The organism is Campylobacter sp. RM12637 (assembly GCF_020137645.1).
Classification (GTDB): Bacteria; Campylobacterota; Campylobacteria; order Campylobacterales; family Campylobacteraceae; genus Campylobacter_E.
The window spans coordinates 118076-137643 of record NZ_JACGAV010000002.1; the positions used below are offsets into that span (position 1 = coordinate 118076).

Below are 19568 nucleotides of genomic sequence, written 5' to 3' on the forward strand. Positions count from 1 at the left end.
TTTAAGCCTTTAAAGTATTAAATATCCTATCTCCAGCATCTCCAAGACCTGGGATAATATATCCTTTTTCATTCAGCCCTTTATCCAAACAAGCAGTAATTAATGCTACATCAGGATGAGCTTTTTTCATTCTATCTCTTGCTTCAGGAGTTGCAATGATACTTGCAAAAATTATTTTTTTGACACCAATTGATTTTAATCTATCAACAGCTGCAATAGCACTTCCGCCCGTTGCAAACATAGGGTCAATTATAATTGCAGTTTTATTTTGCATATCTTGTGGGTATTTTTCAAAGAAAAATTCAGGCTCAAGCGTTTCTTCATTGCGTTGAATACCTAAAAATCCCACACTAGCTTTACCCAATAAATCAAGTGCAATATCACTCATACCAAGAGCTGCTCTTAAAATAGGCACTATTACAATATCATCGCTAATAACTTCGCACTCACAAGGCATAAGTGGAGTTTGAATATTAACTTTTTCTGTGCTTAAAAATTCACAAGCTTCATAAATAACAAATCCACTAAGCTTTTTTATATGCTCACGAAAATCCCTACAAGATGTATTCTTATCTCTAATTTTCGCTAAATAAGTTGAAACTAGTGTATTTTTAATTACTTTCATTCAATAACCTTTCAAAATATGCTTTATCATCAAAATTTTTAACTAAAGCTATGCCTTCATCAACAGCAGCCTTAGCAACTGCAGTGCTAACATAAGCTTTTACCCTATCATCAAATGGTTTTGGAATTATTAAATCTTTTCCATATTTTAAGTCTTTACCATATAATTTTTTAGTTTTTTCGCTAACTTCAAGGCGTCCTAATTCACTTAAAGCCTTAACAGCTGCTATTTTCATACCCATAGAAATCTTTCTAGCTCTAACATCTAAAGCCCCACGGAAAATATATGGAAAGCCTAAAACATTGTTGATTTGATTGTCATAATCGCTTCTTCCTGTTGCAATAATTACATCAGGGCGAACTTTTTTCGCAAGTTCAGGTAAAATCTCTGGGTCAGGATTAGCTAAAGCAAATACTATTGGATTTTCTGCCATAGTTTTTAACATTTCTTCGCTTAAAGCTCCAGCTTTGCTAAGCCCTAAGAAAACATCAGCTCCTTTTAAAACATCAGCTAAAGTATCCTCATCACATTCTCTTACAAATTCTAATTTATGCTCATTTAAATCTGTTCTTTTAGTATTGCAAACACCTTTAGAATCTACTAAATAAATCTTTTTAACCCCTAAAGTCTTATATATCTTAGCACTTGCAATCCCTGCTGCTCCTGCTCCACAAACAACTACTTTTAAATCTTCTAATTTTTTGCCAATTATTTCGCAAGCATTAATTAACCCAGCCGCACTAATAATAGCTGTTCCGTGTTGGTCATCATGCATTACAGGAATACCTAAGTCTTGAAGTCTTGCTTCAATCTCAAAACATTTTGGAGCTGCTATATCTTCAAGATTAATACCGCCAAAACTAGGAGCAATAGCTTTTACTGCTGCTATTATTTCTTCGGTATCTTGAGTGCTTAATTCAATATCATAAGAATCAACATTTGCAAATTTTTTAAATAAGCAAGCCTTACCTTCCATAACAGGTTTTCCTGCAATTCCACCGATATTGCCAAGACCTAAAACAGCTGAACCATCACTAATAACTGCTACTAAATTACCTTTACTTGTGTATTTATAAGCTAAATCACTATCACGAGCAATCTCTTCGCAAGGATATGCAACTCCAGGAGAATATGCTAAACTTAAACTCTCATATTCTTTCATAGGTGTTTTAATAAAAGTGCCTAATTTACCGCCTAAATGATACTCTAATGCTCTTTCTTTTAAATTATTCATAAAATCTCCTTTAAAAAATTATTAAATCTTTTTTTAATCTCATCATTGCCTAAAAACTCCATAATAGCATAAATACTAGGACTAATTGTTGTTCCTGTTAAGCTTAATCTAATTAATTGCGCTATGTCTTTTAACTTAGCATTATTGCTATCTAAAAATTGTTTAACGGCTAATTCAAATTCTGCTTCAGTATTTGCACCTTTAAAATCATTTACAAACTTAGAAAATAAAGCTTTACTATTATCATTTACAAACTTAGCAACTCCACTTTCTTCATAAGAATTTGGCTCGTTTATAATAATTTTTGCACTATTTATCAAATCTATTAAAGTCTTAGCTCTTTCTCTTAACATTGTTAATAAGAATGAATAATTCTTAACACTTGAAAAATCAAATCCTAAATCTTTACAAGCATTTACTAATCTTTCATCGCTAACGCTTTTTATATAATGAGCATTAATCCATTCTAATTTTTGTGCGTTATATGTGCTTGCACCTTTGCTAACATTATCAAATGTAAAGCATTCTTTCATTTCTTGCATTGAAAATATTTCTTGGTCTTTGTTTGAAAATCCTAATCTTAATAAGAAATTAAGTAAAGCTTCAGGCAAGTATCCTAAAGCCTTATATTCCATAACATCGGTTGCTCCGTGTCTTTTGCTAAGTTTTTTGCCATCTTCTCCATTTATCATAGCTAGATGATAAAAATTAGGAACCTTAAAGCCTAAAGCTTCATAAATTATTATTTGTTTTGGAGTATTTGAAAGATGGTCATCTCCACGAACAACATCAGTTACGCCCATTAAAGCATCATCAACAACCACTACGAAATTATAAGTAGGAGTGCCATCAGCACGAGCTATTACAAAATCATCTAAAATATCAGCAGCGTTAAATCTAATTTCGCCCTTTACTCCATCATTTACGATTATTTCTCCATCAAGCGGTGCTTTAATCCTTACAACAGGCTTAATTCCTTCTGGTGGAGTGCCTTTAAAATCTCTGTATCTTCCATCATATTTAGGGCGTTCTTTTCTAGCTTCTTGCTCTGCTCTTAATGAGTTTAACTCATCTTCGCTCATATAACAATAATAAGCATTGCCACTATCAAGTAATTTTTGAATATATTCTTTATAAATATCTAATCTTTTACTTTGGTAAGTAATTTCCCCATCTACTTCTAAATCAACCCATTTAAAAGCTTCTAAAATAGCTTTGGTTGCTTCTTCGCTATTTCTTGCCATATCTGTATCTTCAATACGAAGAATAAATTTACCATTATTTCTTTTAGCGTAAAGATAAGAAAAAAGTGCTGTTCTTAATCCACCAATATGTAAAAACCCTGTCGGAGAGGGTGCAAATCTTGTAACTATCATTATTATTAGCCTTTTGTGAATTTTTTATAGTTATAATCATTTAAAATCACTTAAAGGTAAATAATGAGAAAAATTTTGCTTGCACTTGTATTTGGTGCATTTATGAACGCAAGTCCTATAACTTCAATCATAGCTAGTGTTAATAACGAGCCTATTACAAATATTGATATTATAGAAATTTCACAATATATGAATATAAGCCAAAACGACGCATTAAGATTGCTAATTCAAAATAAAATATGCACATCTTTAGCTAAAAAATTCAAATTAGCTGCAAATGAACTAGAAATCAATCAAGAATTATCAAAAATAGCTGCTGCTAATAATATTAGCTTATCTACTTTCATAGAACATAACCAAGATAAAATCAAAATGCTAACAGAAAATATAAAAGATGAAATTCTAAAAAAGAAATTATTTGATTTAATCGCTCAAAATTATATGAAAGATGTAAGCGATGATGAAGTAATTAGATTTTATAATTTAAATAAAGATAAGATGAATGGGGCAAGTTATGAAGTAGCAAAAGAACAAATTAAAAGCTATTTAATGAATAAAAATGCTCAAGAATCAGTTCGTAATTATATGGAAAAAGAAGAAGCAAAGGCATCAATTAAAATGTTTAGGTGAGTACTATGAAAACAAAATCAATTCTATCTAACTCGTTTAAGAATTTTATTATTACAACTTTTTTACTAATTGAAATTGCTGGTGGAATTTTTGGAACTTATAGATATATTAGCGAGGCAAAAAGAATTGAAGAGCATCATAGAATTCACAATATAGGAAATGATAGCTTAGTAATTAGGCTACAACAAAATAAAGACCATACTATTTTTCAATTTTTAGTATTTTCTTTCGCTGTATTAGTAGCTGCAGTTATTAGTAATGCAATTTATATAAAAAGATTAAAAAGAGTAAAATCAAATTTTAATGATTTTGCAGAACTTCTCGCAAATTCAGTCAAAAAACATAAGCCTTTAATGCTAAACGATACGCTAAATTACAGCGAATTTCAAAAAATAGCAAATTCTTTAAATGAAGTCTTAAATGATATATACTATCAAGAAAATTATAATTCTTTAACCAAATTACCTAAAAAACAAAAATTCTTATTAGATATACAAGAACTCTATGAAAAAAGTGATTGTCCTATAATAGTTAGCTATATATATCTTAAAGACTATCAAAATCTATTAAAAAGTAGAAGTTTTGATTTAGCTGATAAAATAATATTAGAATTAGCAAGTAGATTTTCAAGTTTTTCTACAACTATTTTAAATTCTAAAATAGCCAAAATAAGTGGCAATGGAGATTTTTTATTAGCATTTCCTTGTATTGATGAAATACAAACAACTTTTAATAATATGGCTATTAAGTTGCACGAATGCTTTAGTGAAAGTATTAATTTTGGAAGTGATGGAATTTATGAACAAAGTATAGGGGTTGGCTTTAGTGTATTAACAAATGAAAATTACAATCAAATAATAAACGATACTTACAAAGCAGCCTTACTTTCAAGCGTTCAAAAAGATACATTGTATTGCGATTATTCTGATGAAGTTAAAACACAAATAGATAATGAAGCAAAATTAGAAAATGATTTAAAAAGGGCTTTAGAAAAAGGTGAACTTGATGTATATTATCAAGCAAAAATTGGAGCAAATGATAATTTAGTAAAAGGCGCAGAAGCATTAATTCGCTGGAAACGAAATGATAAATTTGAAAATACAGAAAAATTTATAAGAATTGCAGAAAAAACTGATTTAATAATAAAACTTGAAAAATTTGTAATTGCAAAAGTATTTCAAGAAATACAAGTTTTAAAAAATAAAGGAATAAATATTCCAATAAGTATTAATATATCAGCAAAACACTTGCACCATAAAGATATGATAAATTATTTGCTAGCAAATGTTAAAAAATACGATATAAATCCAAGTTTAATAGATATAGAAATAACAGAAAGATATAGACTTAATAGCAGTAGTGAGACTATATTAGAAAAATTAAAAGCTATTGGATTTTTAATAAGTATTGATGATTTTGGGAAAGATTATAGTTCTCTTTCTTATATAAATCATTTACCTATTGATACAATTAAAATTGATAAAAGCTTTATAGATGGATTAAATAGTAAAGATTGTGATTTAATTAATGAAAACTCAAAAGCAATTATAATTGGTATTATAAAAATAGCAAAAACTATGAATAAAAGAGTAGTAGCAGAAGGCGTTGAAACACTAGAGCAAGTAAATATTTTAAAACAATTAGGTTGTGATGAATTACAAGGATTTTATTATCATAAAGGTGCTACACCGATTAATGAATTTATAAATATTTATAAAAACAAATTCTAATGAAACTTCATATAGATTTTGATAGCTATTTTGTAAATGCCCAACGACTATTAAATAAAGAACTCTGCAATACACCTTGCGTGATTTATGCTGGAAGCGATGAAGATTTTTTCAATCAAGATGCAAAATATATAGATAATAAAATCGCCTTTATGAGCTCAATTGAAGTTGCAAGAAGTGAAAATAAAGTAATTGATTATAGGCATTTTACTGCAATTGCCGTATCTTATGAAGCTAAAAAATATGGAGTAAAAGTAGGAGATAAATTAAATATAGCTTATCAAAAATGTCCGAATTTAAAAATAGCTAGAAGTAATATTAGATTTTATAAAGAACTAAGCTTTAAAGTAAGGCAATTTTTAGAAAGCAAAATACCCGTAATTGAACAATTTAGCATTGATGAGTTTTTTGGAGATTTAGAAGGGTTTAAAAAAGACGCAGAAGTGCTAGATTATGCAAAATATCTTCAAAAAGAACTATTAGATAAATTTGGCTTACCAGCTAGTATAGGCATTAATAATAGCAAATGGGGAGCTAAATTTTTAACCGATTTAGCAAAACCTTTTGGCATTAGAATGGAATATGATTTAAGCAATGCCATTAAAGGAATAGATATAAAAAATTTCGCAGGCATAGGAAGAGAAATACAAAAATATTTAAGAGCTTATGGGGTAAATACTTTAGATGAATTATTGCAAAAAGAATATTTGCTAGATAAATATGGTAAAAATGGCAAAAAAATCATAGCAAGAATTAAAGGCATTGATAATGAAAAAGTGGAAGAAACAAAAGATATTAAAAGCCACGCAATATCAAAAAGCTTTAAGCCAATTAATGATTATGATGAGTTAAGGCGAAGGGTTAAAATACTTGCTAGATATTTATGTGTTTGGATTTCAAAGCACAAATATCATCCTAAAAAAATAGAAATAAGTATTAAATACGGCAATAAATTAGAGCATATTGGAATTGAAATTATGCAACCATTTGATGAAAAAAATCTAATTGATAATGCCGTAAAAGGATTTGAAATTCTTATGAAAAATACGAAAAATGTAAGTGTTTATTACATAGGAATTGCTGCTAATAATCTTGATAAAACATATTGCGAAAATATTTTTCAAAACACCACAAAAAATCAAAAATTAAATGAAACCCTAAGTGCTATAAGAGATAAATTTGGCATTAGCTGTATAAAATATGGGGGATAAATATAAATTATTTATCTTTTAATAAATTAATTCTTTCTTTATAATCAGGCATAAATCCTAAAAGCGTGGCATAAAAAGCCTTTGAATGATTAGCGTGATAAAGGTGTGTTAATTCGTGCATAATCACTGCTTCTATTGCTAATATATCTTTTTTAATTAATTCGGTATTTAGATTTATATAAGATTTTTTCGTATTGCAAGAACCCCAACGAGTTTTCATTTTTCGTACTTTTAAAGCTTTTATATCTTTACCAACAATCACACAAAATCTTTTTAAAATTTCGCTAAAGATTTCTTTTGATTGAATTTTATAAAAATCATTAAGTAATTTTTCTTTATTTTCATCATTTTCAAGACATTTTAAAATGATTTTATCATTGTGAATTTCTACATTTTTTGAAATTCTTAAATCAAATTCTAAAATATATTTTCGTCCTAAAAACAATACAAAATTACCACTCAAAAGCTCTGCTTTTTTAGTAGTTTTAAGCTCGTTTAATCTTTGTTCTATCCAATCTTTTTTAAGTCTTAAAATCTCATCAATTTTTGCTCTACTTATAAAATAAGGCGATACTACTTCAACAAGCCCAATCTCACGAACTTTTATAATAATATTTTTCACCCGCTTTTTAGTGATTTTTATTTCCATAAACTTTCTCACATTAAAAACAAAACTAATTTTAATTTAAAATATCTTAGACAATCTGCGATATTCCAAATAAAATTAATCATATTTTGGTGTTTTTCTATATTCATAAAATTCCTTTGAAGTAAATGTGATTATTATGACAAAACAATAATAAAAATATTAAATTATTTTAAATAGTTGTAATTTATATGCTTTTATAACTACTCGTTTTTAAAAATATATCAAATAATAAAAAGTTCTTAAAAATAAGAACTTTTTAAAATTATTTTATATTATCTAACTTTTCACAAGCGTATTTAAATTCTAATTCGCAAGATTTTCTTAAATACTCAAGAGATTTATTTTCATAAAGTTGAGATACTTCATAGCAGCTTTTGTTATCATTATTATTGCAAGCGTATTTGTATAATTCTAAAGCTTTTTCTTCATCAATATCAGTGCTAACTCCATTTAAATACATATTTGCTAAAAAATAGCAAGATGAATAATCATTATTATTGCATTGTTTTTCGTATAAATTAAATGCTCTTTCATATAATTTTTCAAAATCATCACATTGAGTATATTTTACTTCACAAAAATTTGCAAAATCATAGCAAGCGTTTGCATTATCATCATCTTTGCAAGATTGTTTAACCAATTTTATTGCTAAATTTTTGTATTTTTTATTTAATTTTTTATTTTCCAATTTATCAGAATATTTATAAATATCACTTAAAGCCTTGCAAGATAAATAATCTTCATATTCTTCGCAAGAAACTTTATAATATAAAGCTGCGTTTGCTTCATCATTTTTATCAAACTGATAATAATTAGCATTTTTTAAACATTCTTCTAAACTCACACACTCAACGGCATAAATACAAACACTAAATAATAAAATTAATAATTTTTTCATACTAACTCCTTTTTAAGGTAGTAATTTTAGCGAAATATTTTTAAATAGTAATATTTATTTTTAAGCTATAGGAAATCTATAGCTTAAAAAGAATAAGTAAAATCACCTTCATTGGTTTTAATTTCTGCTTGTTTTAAATTCTCGCAAAAATGTATAGGTGAAAATGATTGTCCGTATTTTAATTTTTTAGGATTTGATTTTGATAAAACATAATGAAGTTTGCAATTTCCTTTATTTAGTTTAATCTCATATATTTCTAATTCATCTATTTTAGATGTGATTTTGAGTTTTTTAGAAGCTCCTATTCCTAGAATATTAACTTCAGGAGAATTAAAATCAGTTATCGATTCAACTTCCATAGGATCATCAATAAATAATCCTATAACAAACAATACAACAAATACTATCAACACACCTTTTAAAATTTTCTTAAACATTTCTTCTCCTTAATAATCTCTAATAGCTAAATCTTTTTTATTAAATGGTTCTAAATTCACAACATTGTCAAATTGCATTTCACTTTGCCTACCTAAAGAAACATAATCTGATACATAAAATATTCCTTGTAGTTTTTCGTGAAATAATTCTGGAATTTCATACTCATTTTTATACCCTTTAATACCACTAGGAATACATTTTTGCTCCACTTCACTATCTTTAAAATAAGCTCCTAAATTATCCCAACTATATTTTTTATCACTTTTAAATGGGATATTTACTGCTAAATTAGCACCATTTAAACCTTGTAAAATCAATGTTCCCCCGTGTGTTCTAACAGGAATTGTCCCTTCTGCTTCTAAAGTAGCCATACCACTAACTACCATACCTTGAGCTATGTTTTCTTCTTCATCAAGCTGCAAACCTTCTTTAGTTTGAATAGTTCCATAAAAAATTCTTGTTATGTCATATTCATCTTTATCTACATAATCATCATTATTAACTTTTGCCTTTTCATATTCAGCTGTTAAAAAATAATCCTTAGAATTTGAAATATCATTTTGATAAAAAATTGTAGGGTAATAACAATACTCTAAATCAAGATTAATAAGTTTTCCTTGATTATCCAATATTACTTTTTTAAACTTTTGAATATCAGCTTCACTTTTAATAAATATCTTTATTTCTTCCATATTTTTCTTTTCAAAATTAAGCAAACTAGGAAAAAACACCGCAATAATTCCAATGATAGTAGTTAAAAATCCACCTAAAGAGCCGATAATAACTTTTTTCTCAAATTTCATAAAAATCCTTTAAAGTAAAATTAAGAAAAAAGATTATACCCCCCCCCCATTCTTAAAATAATATTAAAAAAAATAAAAATTACTAGGGAAAATATTTAAATGTTAAAGAAAGAAATTCCTAGCTAATCTTAGCTAGGAAATAAATTATAATGCTTTTTTAGCTGCTGCTGCAACTTTAGCAAAAGCTGCTGCGTCATTCATAGCCATATCAGCTAGAACTTTTCTATCTAGTTCAATACCAGCTTTTTTAAGACCATTCATAAATCTTGAATAGCTTAAATCATTTAAGCGGCAAGCTGCATTAATTCTAATAATCCATAAACGACGGAAATCTCTTTTTTTGCGGCGTCTATCGCGGTAAGCATATACCAAGCTTCTTTCTAATTGTTCTTTAGCTTTTCTAAAGTGTTTTCTACGACCGCTATAAAAACCTTTAGCTAACTTTAATAATCTTTTATGTCTTCTGCGTCTTACTACGCCTGTTTTTACTCTTGCCATAATTTCTCCTTTTAATGGCGTTTGCTTAAAGCAAATCTTTCCCTAAACGGGGGTAACGAATGATTAAAAATCAAAAACTCTTATTTCATACAAAGCATTTTAAGAACACGGCTTTCATTTGTAGCATGAACAAATTTTGCTGTTCTTAAATCACGCATTCTTTTTGCAGGCTTTTTAGTTAAAATGTGGCTTCTATAAGCTGAACCACGCTTAATTTTATTTTTGCCTACTCTAAAGCGCTTAGAAGCACTTTTTACGCTCTTCATTTTTGGCATAAGCTTTCCTTTTTGTTGAATTTTCTAAAAAAGAAGAGCCAATTTTATCACAATAAAGTTTATATATAGCTTATTTTATTTGAAAGTAAAGAAAAAATTAGCAACAAAAAACTAATAATTATCATAAAAATAATTGAAGTATTAAAACTATTTGTAATATCTTTAAAATATCCAAAAATTATTGGCCCAATAGTAGCTATTAAATACCCTACACTTTGAGACATTGAACTTAAGTATATTGTAGTTTTTGTATCTTTTGATTTAATAGCAATCATTATCAATGCAACGCCAAAAATTCCACCAACAGGAATAGAAAATAATAAAGCTGAAATTATTAAAATATAAATATTTGAACTTAATAAACATATAAAAAAAGCAAGAATATTGCTAATACAAACTAAAGTTAAAAGCATTGCTTTATTTTCAATCTGAGCCATTTTATTAGGTATAAAATAAGCTGAAAACATAGAACAAAATTGAAATAATATAACAATATTAGTCGCATAATCTTTATTCATACTAATAGCTAATATACTAGGATACCAAGTAATTATCGTATAAAAAACACAACTTTGAAGCCCCATAAAAGCAGTGATTATCCAAGCGTTTTTGTTTTTAAAAATACTTAAAAAATCACTGAAATTTTGAGTTTTAGAATATCTATTAAGCCTATGATTTTTAATAAATGGCAGATAGCAAAAAAACGCAATAATAGCAAATATAATCCAACAAAATAAAGCTCCACTAAGTCCAATATAATCAATCAAATAATGCCCAAAAACTCCTATTAAGCTAGAAATACTTAAAAACATTCCATAAAGTGCCATAATTTTTCCAATATTTTTAAAGTGATTTTTAACAAAACTAGGCATTAAAACATTCAAAATCGCAATACCTAAACCTATTAAAATCGTCCCAAAAAATAAGAAAAAAGTATTAAAAAACGCCCTAGCAAATAGTCCAAACATTATTAAAATAATCGCATAAAGCATAGCTTTTGTATTTGGTAAAATCGGAGCGATTAAAGAAAAAATAAAAAAACAAAAAAGTGGCAAAGCACTTAAAATCCCAATTTGCGTAGAATTTAAATCATAATAACTCATAATATTATCAACTATAGGACCTATTGCAGTAATTGGTGCTCTAAGATTTAAAGATATAAAAATTACACATAAAATACTTATTAAAAAATAACTTTTTTTCATATTTTTCCTTTATTAAGACTTTAATATATCTAAAAAATTCAATTTATGCCTAAATATTAGGCATAAATATTTAGTCTAAATTATATTTTTGTAACAATTTTAAATAAGTTCCATCGTTTTTAAATTTGTTAATTACATTATTAAAATCATCTCTTAATTTAGTATTGCCTTTTTGAAAAGCTATGCAAGTTCCAGCTATTGGAGTTTTTGCGAATACTTCAAAATCATCATAATTTTTAGTATAACTCTTAGCAACAGCAGCTTCTAATACAAAACCATCAATTTTGCCATTTAAAGTAGATAATACAAGTGGAATGTATTCAGAATTTAAAAACGGAACTACGCCTTTAATATTAGATATTTCATCAGCTTGTAAAGTGCCTATTTGTGCGCCTAAAATAGCTCCTTTTTCAAGGTCTTTTAAAGAATTTAGCTTTTTATTACTTTTTAATTTGATATAGTGGTTTTCACTTTCTATTATTGGATTTGAAAACTCAACATTTTTAGCTCTTTTAGGTGTATAACTCATACCTGATGCAATAATATCAATCTTTTTTGATTTTAACGCTAGAATTAAACCATCAAAAGACATTGGAATAATCTCAATTTTTATATTTAACTCCTTAGCAATTTCTCTTACTAAATCAATCTCAAACCCCACAATTTCATCATTTTCCATATACTCAAATGGTGGGAAATCAGGCGATAAACCGACCTTATAAATCTCTTGTGCAAAAAGCCCTAAAGCTAGCAATGTAGCTATAAAAATTTGTTTCATAATAATCTCCTAAAAATTAATAAAAATAAAAAATGTAAAAAATAAAAAATAGAATAAAAGAAGTGATAAGTTTTAACGCAGATTTAATTTATTTATTTGTAATTTTTCCATTTGTCCTCCTTAAAAATATGACTTATAATAATCAAAAAAGTAAAATATGTTAATTATAATATGTGTAATTTTAAATTAAATATAAAAAATGTAACATTATGTAACATAAAGGAATAGATTATGAAAATAGGTTTTGTTAATGCTAAAGTTTTTACAGGTAAAAACGAAAATGATTTTATAAGTGAATTTAGTATAAAAAACTCTAAATTTTGTGAAATCAATAATGTAAATAGAAATGATTGCAATAAAATCATAGATTTAAAAAATGCCTGCGTTATTCCTGCATTAAGCGATACTCACACGCATCCAACATATGTATCACAAATAATAGATAGTCTAGCTTGCACTAAACCTTATGTGATAAATATTCCACAATTAATAGAATTTTTAAAAACTTCACCAAATTATGGTAAGGAAAATAAATGGATTAAAGGTTGGTGTTATGATGAATCAAAACTAGATGAAAAAAGAGCTCCTACTATAAAAGATTTAGATTTGATAAGCTCAACACAACCAGTTTTTATATTAAGAAGTTGCTGTCATTCTTGCGTTTGCAATTCTAAAGCACTAGAGCTAGCAAATATTACAAAAGACACAAAAGAGCCTAAAGGTGGAAAAATAGGCAGATTTGAAGATGGCACTCCTAATGGTATTATGTATGATTTAGGTGCATCTATGTTAATTCGCAATGCAATGGAAAAAGAAAGCTTAGAAGATGAAGCAAAAAAATTAGTAAAATTAGGCGAAATTTATGCAAGTTTAGGAATAGTAAATATTAGTGATATGATGTGTTATTCTAAACCTTTAAAAGCTTATGAATTATATAAATTAGCAAAAAATATGGGTTTAAAACAAAGAGTTAGTTTATATCAAGTTTATAAAGACGCTAAAGAATTTGGCTTATTTAAAAGCCTAGAAGATATTAAAACTAATGGAATTAAATTCTTTGTAGATGGCACTATTTCATCACAAACTGCATTTACTCATAAACCTTATAAAAATAGCGACAATTATGGGGATTTAGTATGTAATATTAATGAAATTAAAGAAGCCATTGATTTTGCCAAAAATAATAATTGCCAAATAAGTTTTCATCTAATGGGAGATAAAGCTATAGATATAGTAATTGATAATCTTACAAGCTATGAAAATTGGTTAAAAGATTATCCTAGCATTAGATTTGAGCATGCTTCTATGCTAAATTTAAAACATATTGAAAAAATAAAAAAGTTAAAAGTAAAAATTGCTATAAGCACACAACCAATATTTCAATACGCTGAATATACAAGCTATGAAGATGCTTTAGAAGATGATAGATTTAATTCAATTTGTGCTTTAAACACATTAAAAGAATTTTTAGATTTAAGCATTTCAAGTGATGCACCAGCTACAATTCATCACGAGCCTTTTAATTTATTTGTAAGTATTAATGCAGCTGTTGTAAGAACTAATCCTAACGGCAAAAACTATAATAAAAATGAAGAAATATCAGTTGAAGATGCGATTTTAATGCTAACTAAAAACTCACAAAATATCCTAATGCTAAAAAATTGCACAACTATTGAAGATGGTAAAAGCGCTGATTTTATTGTCTTAGATAATGATATTTTTAGTATTGATAAAACAAAAATAAAAGATATAAAAGTTCATCAAACTTGGCTAAAAGGCGAAAGAATTTACTAATCCTTTTTCAAGGATTAGTTTAAATTATATTTTTCTAATAATTTTAAATAAGTTCCATCTTGCTTAAATTTCTCAATAGTTTTATCAAAATCATCTCTTAATTTTGTATTACCCTTTTTAAAAGCTAGGCTCATTCCTTCAATACTAGAAGTAGCAAAAACTTCTAAATTTGGATACTTTTTCATATAACTTTTAGCGACTGGCTCTTCCATTACAAAACCATCAATTTTACCATTTAAAGTAGAATTAATAAGCACTATATATTCTTCGTTTAAATACGGCTTAACACCTTTTAAATTAGTTATTTCGTCAGCTTGAAGAGTGCCTATTTTTGCCCCAATTATTGCACCATTTGATAAATCATCTAAAGAATTTATTTTATCATTTCCTTTTAACTTCAAATAATAATTTTTGCTATCAAATATGCTTTTTGTAAATTCAGCATTTTTAGCTCTTTGTGAAGTATAACTCATACCTGCTGAAATAATATCAATTTTACCCACTTTTAAAGCCGCAATAAGCCCATCAAATGGCATTGTAACAGGCTCAACCTGAATACCCAACTCTTTTGCTACTGCTCTTACTAAATCAATCTCAAATCCTACAATTTCACCATTTTCTATATAATCAAATGGTGGATAATCATATCCTGTGCCAACCTTATAAATCTCTTGTGCAAAAAGCCCTAAAGCTAGCAATGTAGCTATAAAAATTTGTTTCATAATAATCTCCTAAAAAATTAATAAAAATAAAAAATGTAAAAAATAAAAAAATAGAATAAAAGAAGTGATAAGTTTTAACGCAGATTTGATTTATTTATTTGTAATTTTTCCATTTGTCCTCCTTAAAAAAATTGCTTTATAATAACTTTTTTTGCAATAAATTAAAATAAATTCTTCAAAAATATTTTAAAATTGTATAAATTAGTAACAAAAGGAGAAAAAATGAAACTAACAAACAGAGATTTTCTAACTTTAAAAGATTTTAGTAAAGATGAAATCCTAGCACTTATTAAATTTGCAAAAGAGCTAAAAGAAAAGAAAAAGCAAGGTATAACAGGCAATCATTTGCAAGGAAAAAACATAGCTTTAATATTTGAAAAACCATCAACTAGAACAAGATGTGCATTTGTAGTAGCTTGTAACGATGAAAAAGCTTATCCTGAATATTTAGGTGCTAACGATATACAATTAGGCAAAAAAGAAAGCATACAAGATACCGCTAGGGTATTAAGCAGAATGTTTGATGGAATTGAGTTTCGCGGCTTTAATCAAAGTGATTTAGAAACCTTAGCAAAATATAGTGATGTTCCTGTTTGGAATGGTTTGACAAACGAATTTCATCCAACTCAAATTCTAGCCGATATGCTAACTATTTACGAGCATTTTAACAAACTAGAAGGGCTTAATTTTGCATATATTGGAGATGGTAGAAACAATATGGCAAATTCTCTTATGATAGGCTGTGCTAAATTAGGATTAAATTATATAAATATTAGCCCTAAAGAACTTCATCCTGATAATGAATTAATAAATCTTTGCAAAAGTTTTGCGAATAACTCAAGTATAAAAATCAGCGATAATATTGAAGATATTAAGGGTGCTGATATTATATATACTGATGTTTGGTGCTCTATGGGAGAAGAAGAAAAAGCAAAAGATAGAATAAATATTTTAAAACCTTATCAAGTAAATGATGAATTGCTTTTAAAAACTGGAAAAAATACAATAATAATGCACTGCTTACCTGCAGTAAAAGGTAATGAAATTACAGAAAATGTATTTGAAAATAATGCTGATATAATTTTTAATCAAGCAGAAAATAGAATGCACACTATAAAAGCTGTTATGATTGCTACTATTTGTGATATAGATATATAATTTATTAAACAAATATAAAGCATTTGAGGTTATAATTACCCCTTTTTTAAAATTTAAATTAAAGGATATTTTTAATGTTTGAGTTGATTAGTGATTCTTTTAAGCAAGCGGTAAATAAATTAAAAACAATAGATGATGAAAAAGCGTTAAAAAACGCTATGGAAACTCTTAAAAAGTCTTTATTAAAGGCTGATGTTCATTTTAAGGTAACGAAAGAATTATTAGTTAATGTAGAAAATGAAGTAAAAGCAAAAGGAATCGGTCAAAAGCATTTTTTAGATGCAATTAAAAATAACCTTACAAACATACTAACGCCAGAAAATAAAATAAGCGAATTTAGATTTTCTCCAAGTGGTTTAACATCTGTAATGATGATAGGCTTACAAGGTGGTGGAAAGACAACTAGCACGATAAAATTAGCAAATTATTTAAAACTTAGAAAGAAAAAAGTTCTAGTAGCAGCGTGTGATTTACAAAGACTTGCTGCGGTAGAGCAATTAAGACAATTATGTGAAGCTAATGAAATTGATTTATTTTCAATGGATAGCAAAGACCCTTGCGAAGTAGCAAAAAATGCTCTTAACAAAGCTAAAGATGGCTTATATGATGTATTATTAGTGGATACTGCAGGTCGTTTAGCGATTGATGAGCCTTTAATGAATGAATTAGCTCGTGTAAAAGATATAATAAATCCTTATGAGAGTTTTTATGTAGCTGATGCTATGAGTGGTCAAGAAGGTGTAAAAACTGCAGAAACATTTAATGAAAAAATAGGCATTAGTGGTGTTATTTTAAGTAAATTTGATGCAGATACTAAAGGCGGGGTTGCTTTAGGTATAGCAAAATTATTAAATCTACCTTTAAAATTCGTAGGTATTGGCGAGAAGGTAGGAGATTTTGAGAGTTTTGTTCCAGAAAGAATTGTTGGTCGTATTATGGGAGAAGGCGATTTAGCAACTTTAATGGAAAAAACTTCAGCAGTTTTTGATGAAAAAGAAGCAAAAATCTTAAGCAAAAAAATCAAAAAAGGTGAATTTAATTTCAATGATTTTATAAACCAACTTGAAAGTGTAAAAAAATTAGGGAATTTAGGTTCATTAGTTGGAATGATACCAGGTCTTGGTGGCATTGCTAATAAAGTAAAAGATATAGATTTAGAAAGTTCTAAAGAAATGATACATATAAAGGCAATGATTAGCTCAATGACACCAAAAGAAAGAGAAACTCCAAGCCTATTAAACAATGCTAGAAAAGCAAGAATTGCAAAAGGTGCAGGTCTATCTCAAATGGAAGTTAATAGATTTTTAAAACAATTTGAAAATGCGTCAAAAATCGCTAAAAAACTTTCAAAAGGTGGTATGAAAGGGTTAGGTTCTATGCTAAATCAAGGAAATTTTCCAAAATAATTAAAAATTTTTAAAGCTTTAAACTTATTTAAAGCTTTTTTATAGACAATTTTTGTTTATAAAAAATCTTTAAATCAATCAAGGAGAAAATAATGACAGTTGTAAGACTAACAAGAATGGGTAGAAAAAAGCGTCCTTTTTATCGTATCGTAGTAACAGATAGCAGAAAAAGAAGAGATGGCGGTTGGATTGAGAGTATAGGATATTACAATCCTATGAGCGAGCCTGAAACAATCAAATTTGATGCTGAAAGACTAGCTTACTGGAAAAGCGTAGGCGCTAAATTAAGCGATCGTGTAGCAAGAATTACAAAATAATGGTAAAAGAATTTATTTTTACATATGCAAAAACAATAGCCGCAAATCCTGAGCGGCTAGAAATTTTTGTAGAAGAAAAAGAAAATAACCTAATAGATATTGTTATTATGGCTACTAAAATAGATGCCGGAAGACTTATTGGAAAATCAGGAAAAATCATAACCGCAATTAAAACAATAGCAGTTAATCACAAAAATACTCAAAAATTAAATTATAAAATCACGGTAAAAACTTTTGATGAATAATCTAGTTTATGTTGCTAAAATTGGTAAAACTCACGGATTACTTGGTTTTTTAAAATTTCATAATAAAAGTGATTTTTACGAACAATTTAAACCTAAAGCTGAATTTTTTGATAAAAATGGTAAAAAATTCATAATTAAATCTTTTGATTTTTCAAATTCTTTAGTGCAATTTGTAGGATATGAAGATGTAAATAAGGCTAAAGAACTTGTAAATATGGAGCTTTACTCTAATATTGAAAATACTAGAAAAAATATTAAGCTTAAAAAAGATGAATATTTTTATTTTGATATTATTGGGTTAAAAGTATATCAAGATGATGAGTTTTTAGGTAGCGTTGTTGATATTTTAGAAACAGGAGCTAATGATTTATTAGAGATAAAAACTAGCGATGAATTAGTAAATTTAGGCTTATCTAAGAGTTTTTATATACCTTTTCACAATAATTTTATAATTTCAGTAAGTGATATTATCAAGGTAAATAATTCTAAAAGTATTTTAGAAAATTCGTAATGAAATTTAATTTTATAAGTTTATTTCCAAATCTAATTGAAAACTATTTTAATGAAAGCATTTTAAAAATTGCAAGAGAAAAAGAGCTTATAAAACTACATTTTGACAATCCTAGAAATTATTCTACAAACAAACATAATAAAGTAGATGATACGAAAATCAGCGGCGGAGCAGGTATGCTTATGGCTTGCCAGCCTTTATTTGATTGTTTAGAAAATTATAAAAATTCTCATATTATATTTTTAAGCCCTACAGGAAAACCTTTTAAACAAATTGATGCTAAAAGACTTGCCTTAAAAAATGAAATTACTTTTGTATGTGGAAGATATGAAGGTATTGATGAAAGAGTGTATGAAAATTATGCTAATGAAGTTTTTAGCATAGGTGATTTTGTCCTAACGGGCGGAGAATTAGGAGCTCTTTGTATGTGCGATGCAATTGCTAGAAATATAAATGGAGTAATAAAACAAGAAAGCTTAGTAGAAGAAAGTTTTGAAAATTATTTATTAGAAGCTCCATCTTTTACTAAACCTTTTATATTTGAATATAAAAAAAATAATATTTTTAAGAAATTTTATTCAATTTCAAGTTTTGTTAAGGGTAATCACGCTAATATTAGCCTTTTAAAAAATCATCTATCGTTTTGCAAGACCAAATTCCACCGCCCGGATTTACTTGCTAAGCACAATAATTTAAGGAAAAACTATGAGAAATAAATATATTGAGCAGTTTGAAGCTAAACAAATTGAAGGAAAAAATATTCCTGATTTTAGAGCTGGCGATACATTAAAACTTGCTATTCATATTAAAGAAGGTGATAAGTCAAGGGTTCAAAATTTTGAAGGTATTTGTATAGCTCGTCGTGGTCAAGGCACAGGTGAAACTTTTATGGTTCGCAAAATTGGTGCAAATGGTGTTGGAGTAGAAAGAATATTCCCAATTTATTCTGATAGTCTAGAAAGTATTACGGTAGTTCGCCATGGTAAAGTAAGACGCTCAAGACTATTCTATCTACGCAGATTACGCGGTAAAGCTGCAAGAATTAAAGAACTTAAACGCTAATAT

General features: G+C 27.4%; 23 protein-coding genes. 11 read left to right on the forward strand and 12 right to left on the reverse strand.

Annotated features, from left to right (window positions below):
• Position 1: 1 nt before the first annotated feature.
• Genes upp through gltX form a run of 3 tightly spaced genes read right to left on the reverse strand, consistent with a single transcriptional unit; the run spans position 2 to position 3256 of the window.
• Entirely contained in the window at positions 2–625 is a 624-nt protein-coding gene (upp, locus tag AVBRAN12637_RS01850) for a uracil phosphoribosyltransferase (RefSeq protein WP_214117776.1), read from the reverse strand.
• A complete protein-coding gene (locus AVBRAN12637_RS01855) occupies positions 612–1859 on the reverse strand; it encodes a malic enzyme-like NAD(P)-binding protein (RefSeq protein WP_214119549.1) in 1248 nt (415 codons plus the stop codon). The genes upp and AVBRAN12637_RS01855 overlap by 14 nt, the downstream gene beginning before the upstream one ends.
• Positions 1856–3256: a glutamate--tRNA ligase gene (gene gltX, locus AVBRAN12637_RS01860; protein WP_239803736.1), complete on the reverse strand. Its 1401-nt coding sequence runs from the start codon at positions 3254–3256 to the stop codon at positions 1856–1858. The genes AVBRAN12637_RS01855 and gltX overlap by 4 nt, the downstream gene beginning before the upstream one ends.
• A gap of 42 nt (positions 3257–3298) precedes the next feature.
• Here gltX and AVBRAN12637_RS01865 point away from each other — a divergent pair, with 42 nt between their 5' ends.
• From AVBRAN12637_RS01865 to AVBRAN12637_RS01875, 3 genes are read left to right on the forward strand one after another with little or no spacing between them, the layout of a single operon-like run.
• Positions 3299–3865: a hypothetical protein gene (locus AVBRAN12637_RS01865; protein ID WP_214117779.1), complete on the forward strand. Its 567-nt coding sequence runs from the start codon at positions 3299–3301 to the stop codon at positions 3863–3865.
• A gap of 5 nt (positions 3866–3870) precedes the next feature.
• Positions 3871–5595, forward strand: coding sequence for an EAL domain-containing protein (locus tag AVBRAN12637_RS01870; protein WP_214117780.1), 1725 nt, complete (start codon positions 3871–3873; stop codon positions 5593–5595).
• On the forward strand, positions 5595–6806 hold the full coding sequence (locus tag AVBRAN12637_RS01875; protein WP_336615225.1) for a Y-family DNA polymerase: 1212 nt from the start codon (positions 5595–5597) through the stop codon (positions 6804–6806). Before AVBRAN12637_RS01870 ends, AVBRAN12637_RS01875 begins: the two co-directional genes overlap by 1 nt.
• Before the next feature lie 7 nt (positions 6807–6813).
• Here the strand turns inward: AVBRAN12637_RS01875 and AVBRAN12637_RS01880 are convergent, their stop codons facing one another.
• From AVBRAN12637_RS01880 to AVBRAN12637_RS01915, 8 genes are all read right to left on the reverse strand, one after another.
• On the reverse strand, positions 6814–7428 hold the full coding sequence (locus tag AVBRAN12637_RS01880) for a M48 family metallopeptidase (protein WP_336606745.1): 615 nt from the start codon (positions 7426–7428) through the stop codon (positions 6814–6816).
• Between the two features lie 289 nt (positions 7429–7717).
• The gene (locus AVBRAN12637_RS01885; RefSeq protein WP_214117783.1) at positions 7718–8353 is read right to left on the reverse strand and encodes a tetratricopeptide repeat protein; all 636 of its coding nucleotides are present in this window, start codon (positions 8351–8353) and stop codon (positions 7718–7720) included.
• Positions 8354–8436: 83 nt separating this feature from the next.
• Positions 8437–8790 (reverse strand): hypothetical protein, encoded by a 354-nt coding sequence (locus tag AVBRAN12637_RS01890; RefSeq protein ID WP_239803084.1) that lies wholly within the window; start codon positions 8788–8790, stop codon positions 8437–8439.
• Between the two features lie 9 nt (positions 8791–8799).
• Entirely contained in the window at positions 8800–9594 is a 795-nt protein-coding gene (locus AVBRAN12637_RS01895; RefSeq protein ID WP_336606747.1) for a hypothetical protein, read from the reverse strand.
• 144 nt (positions 9595–9738) lie between these two features.
• Positions 9739–10092: a 50S ribosomal protein L20 gene (gene rplT, locus AVBRAN12637_RS01900; protein WP_214117784.1), complete on the reverse strand. Its 354-nt coding sequence runs from the start codon at positions 10090–10092 to the stop codon at positions 9739–9741.
• 80 nt (positions 10093–10172) lie between these two features.
• Positions 10173–10367: a 50S ribosomal protein L35 gene (gene rpmI, locus AVBRAN12637_RS01905; RefSeq protein ID WP_214117785.1), complete on the reverse strand. Its 195-nt coding sequence runs from the start codon at positions 10365–10367 to the stop codon at positions 10173–10175.
• A gap of 59 nt (positions 10368–10426) precedes the next feature.
• Positions 10427–11572: an MFS transporter gene (locus AVBRAN12637_RS01910; protein ID WP_336606748.1), complete on the reverse strand. Its 1146-nt coding sequence runs from the start codon at positions 11570–11572 to the stop codon at positions 10427–10429.
• 70 nt (positions 11573–11642) lie between these two features.
• Positions 11643–12350: a transporter substrate-binding domain-containing protein gene (locus AVBRAN12637_RS01915; RefSeq protein WP_214117787.1), complete on the reverse strand. Its 708-nt coding sequence runs from the start codon at positions 12348–12350 to the stop codon at positions 11643–11645.
• 231 nt (positions 12351–12581) lie between these two features.
• Here AVBRAN12637_RS01915 and AVBRAN12637_RS01920 point away from each other — a divergent pair, with 231 nt between their 5' ends.
• A complete protein-coding gene (locus AVBRAN12637_RS01920) occupies positions 12582–14144 on the forward strand; it encodes an amidohydrolase (RefSeq protein WP_336615226.1) in 1563 nt (520 codons plus the stop codon).
• Positions 14145–14158: 14 nt separating this feature from the next.
• On the opposite strand, the gene AVBRAN12637_RS01925 is transcribed toward AVBRAN12637_RS01920, so the two are convergent.
• Positions 14159–14866 (reverse strand): substrate-binding periplasmic protein, encoded by a 708-nt coding sequence (locus AVBRAN12637_RS01925; protein ID WP_239803086.1) that lies wholly within the window; start codon positions 14864–14866, stop codon positions 14159–14161.
• A gap of 222 nt (positions 14867–15088) precedes the next feature.
• On the opposite strand from AVBRAN12637_RS01925, the gene argF reads away from it, so the two are divergent.
• The 7 genes from argF (at position 15089) to rplS (ending at position 19565) form a co-directional block, all read left to right on the forward strand.
• Positions 15089–16024 (forward strand): ornithine carbamoyltransferase, encoded by a 936-nt coding sequence (argF, locus tag AVBRAN12637_RS01930; protein ID WP_214117790.1) that lies wholly within the window; start codon positions 15089–15091, stop codon positions 16022–16024.
• Between the two features lie 74 nt (positions 16025–16098).
• The gene (locus tag AVBRAN12637_RS01935) at positions 16099–17430 is read left to right on the forward strand and encodes a signal recognition particle protein (protein WP_214117791.1); all 1332 of its coding nucleotides are present in this window, start codon (positions 16099–16101) and stop codon (positions 17428–17430) included.
• A gap of 92 nt (positions 17431–17522) precedes the next feature.
• Positions 17523–17747, forward strand: coding sequence for a 30S ribosomal protein S16 (rpsP, locus tag AVBRAN12637_RS01940; RefSeq protein WP_214117792.1), 225 nt, complete (start codon positions 17523–17525; stop codon positions 17745–17747).
• Positions 17747–17992 (forward strand): KH domain-containing protein, encoded by a 246-nt coding sequence (locus tag AVBRAN12637_RS01945; RefSeq protein WP_214117793.1) that lies wholly within the window; start codon positions 17747–17749, stop codon positions 17990–17992. Before rpsP ends, AVBRAN12637_RS01945 begins: the two co-directional genes overlap by 1 nt.
• Complete coding sequence (rimM, locus tag AVBRAN12637_RS01950; protein ID WP_267523288.1) at positions 17985–18503, forward strand: ribosome maturation factor RimM; 519 nt, start codon at positions 17985–17987, stop codon at positions 18501–18503. The genes AVBRAN12637_RS01945 and rimM overlap by 8 nt, the downstream gene beginning before the upstream one ends.
• A complete protein-coding gene (trmD, locus tag AVBRAN12637_RS01955) occupies positions 18503–19219 on the forward strand; it encodes a tRNA (guanosine(37)-N1)-methyltransferase TrmD (RefSeq protein WP_214117795.1) in 717 nt (238 codons plus the stop codon). The genes rimM and trmD overlap by 1 nt, the downstream gene beginning before the upstream one ends.
• Positions 19209–19565, forward strand: coding sequence for a 50S ribosomal protein L19 (rplS, locus tag AVBRAN12637_RS01960; protein WP_214117796.1), 357 nt, complete (start codon positions 19209–19211; stop codon positions 19563–19565). Before trmD ends, rplS begins: the two co-directional genes overlap by 11 nt.
• Positions 19566–19568: the final 3 nt, after the last annotated feature.

Bases quoted from the DNA above. Each gene is read 5' to 3' on its own strand.
- upp (WP_214117776.1), bottom strand. From the start codon at position 625: ATGAAAGTAATTAAAAATACACTAGTTTCAACTTATTTAGCGAAAATT.
- AVBRAN12637_RS01855 (WP_214119549.1), bottom strand. From the start codon at position 1,859: ATGAATAATTTAAAAGAAAGAGCATTAGAGTATCATTTAGGCGGTAAA.
- AVBRAN12637_RS01865 (WP_214117779.1), top strand. From the start codon at position 3,299: ATGAGAAAAATTTTGCTTGCACTTGTATTTGGTGCATTTATGAACGCA.
- AVBRAN12637_RS01870 (WP_214117780.1), top strand. From the start codon at position 3,871: ATGAAAACAAAATCAATTCTATCTAACTCGTTTAAGAATTTTATTATT.
- AVBRAN12637_RS01875 (WP_336615225.1), top strand. From the start codon at position 5,595: ATGAAACTTCATATAGATTTTGATAGCTATTTTGTAAATGCCCAACGA.
- AVBRAN12637_RS01885 (WP_214117783.1), bottom strand. From the start codon at position 8,353: ATGAAAAAATTATTAATTTTATTATTTAGTGTTTGTATTTATGCCGTT.
- AVBRAN12637_RS01890 (WP_239803084.1), bottom strand. From the start codon at position 8,790: ATGTTTAAGAAAATTTTAAAAGGTGTGTTGATAGTATTTGTTGTATTG.
- AVBRAN12637_RS01895 (WP_336606747.1), bottom strand. From the start codon at position 9,594: ATGAAATTTGAGAAAAAAGTTATTATCGGCTCTTTAGGTGGATTTTTA.
- rplT (WP_214117784.1), bottom strand. From the start codon at position 10,092: ATGGCAAGAGTAAAAACAGGCGTAGTAAGACGCAGAAGACATAAAAGA.
- rpmI (WP_214117785.1), bottom strand. From the start codon at position 10,367: ATGCCAAAAATGAAGAGCGTAAAAAGTGCTTCTAAGCGCTTTAGAGTA.
- AVBRAN12637_RS01910 (WP_336606748.1), bottom strand. From the start codon at position 11,572: ATGAAAAAAAGTTATTTTTTAATAAGTATTTTATGTGTAATTTTTATA.
- AVBRAN12637_RS01915 (WP_214117787.1), bottom strand. From the start codon at position 12,350: ATGAAACAAATTTTTATAGCTACATTGCTAGCTTTAGGGCTTTTTGCA.
- AVBRAN12637_RS01920 (WP_336615226.1), top strand. From the start codon at position 12,582: ATGAAAATAGGTTTTGTTAATGCTAAAGTTTTTACAGGTAAAAACGAA.
- AVBRAN12637_RS01925 (WP_239803086.1), bottom strand. From the start codon at position 14,866: ATGAAACAAATTTTTATAGCTACATTGCTAGCTTTAGGGCTTTTTGCA.
- argF (WP_214117790.1), top strand. From the start codon at position 15,089: ATGAAACTAACAAACAGAGATTTTCTAACTTTAAAAGATTTTAGTAAA.
- AVBRAN12637_RS01935 (WP_214117791.1), top strand. From the start codon at position 16,099: ATGTTTGAGTTGATTAGTGATTCTTTTAAGCAAGCGGTAAATAAATTA.
- rpsP (WP_214117792.1), top strand. From the start codon at position 17,523: ATGACAGTTGTAAGACTAACAAGAATGGGTAGAAAAAAGCGTCCTTTT.
- AVBRAN12637_RS01945 (WP_214117793.1), top strand. From the start codon at position 17,747: ATGGTAAAAGAATTTATTTTTACATATGCAAAAACAATAGCCGCAAAT.
- rimM (WP_267523288.1), top strand. From the start codon at position 17,985: ATGAATAATCTAGTTTATGTTGCTAAAATTGGTAAAACTCACGGATTA.
- trmD (WP_214117795.1), top strand. From the start codon at position 18,503: ATGAAATTTAATTTTATAAGTTTATTTCCAAATCTAATTGAAAACTAT.
- rplS (WP_214117796.1), top strand. From the start codon at position 19,209: ATGAGAAATAAATATATTGAGCAGTTTGAAGCTAAACAAATTGAAGGA.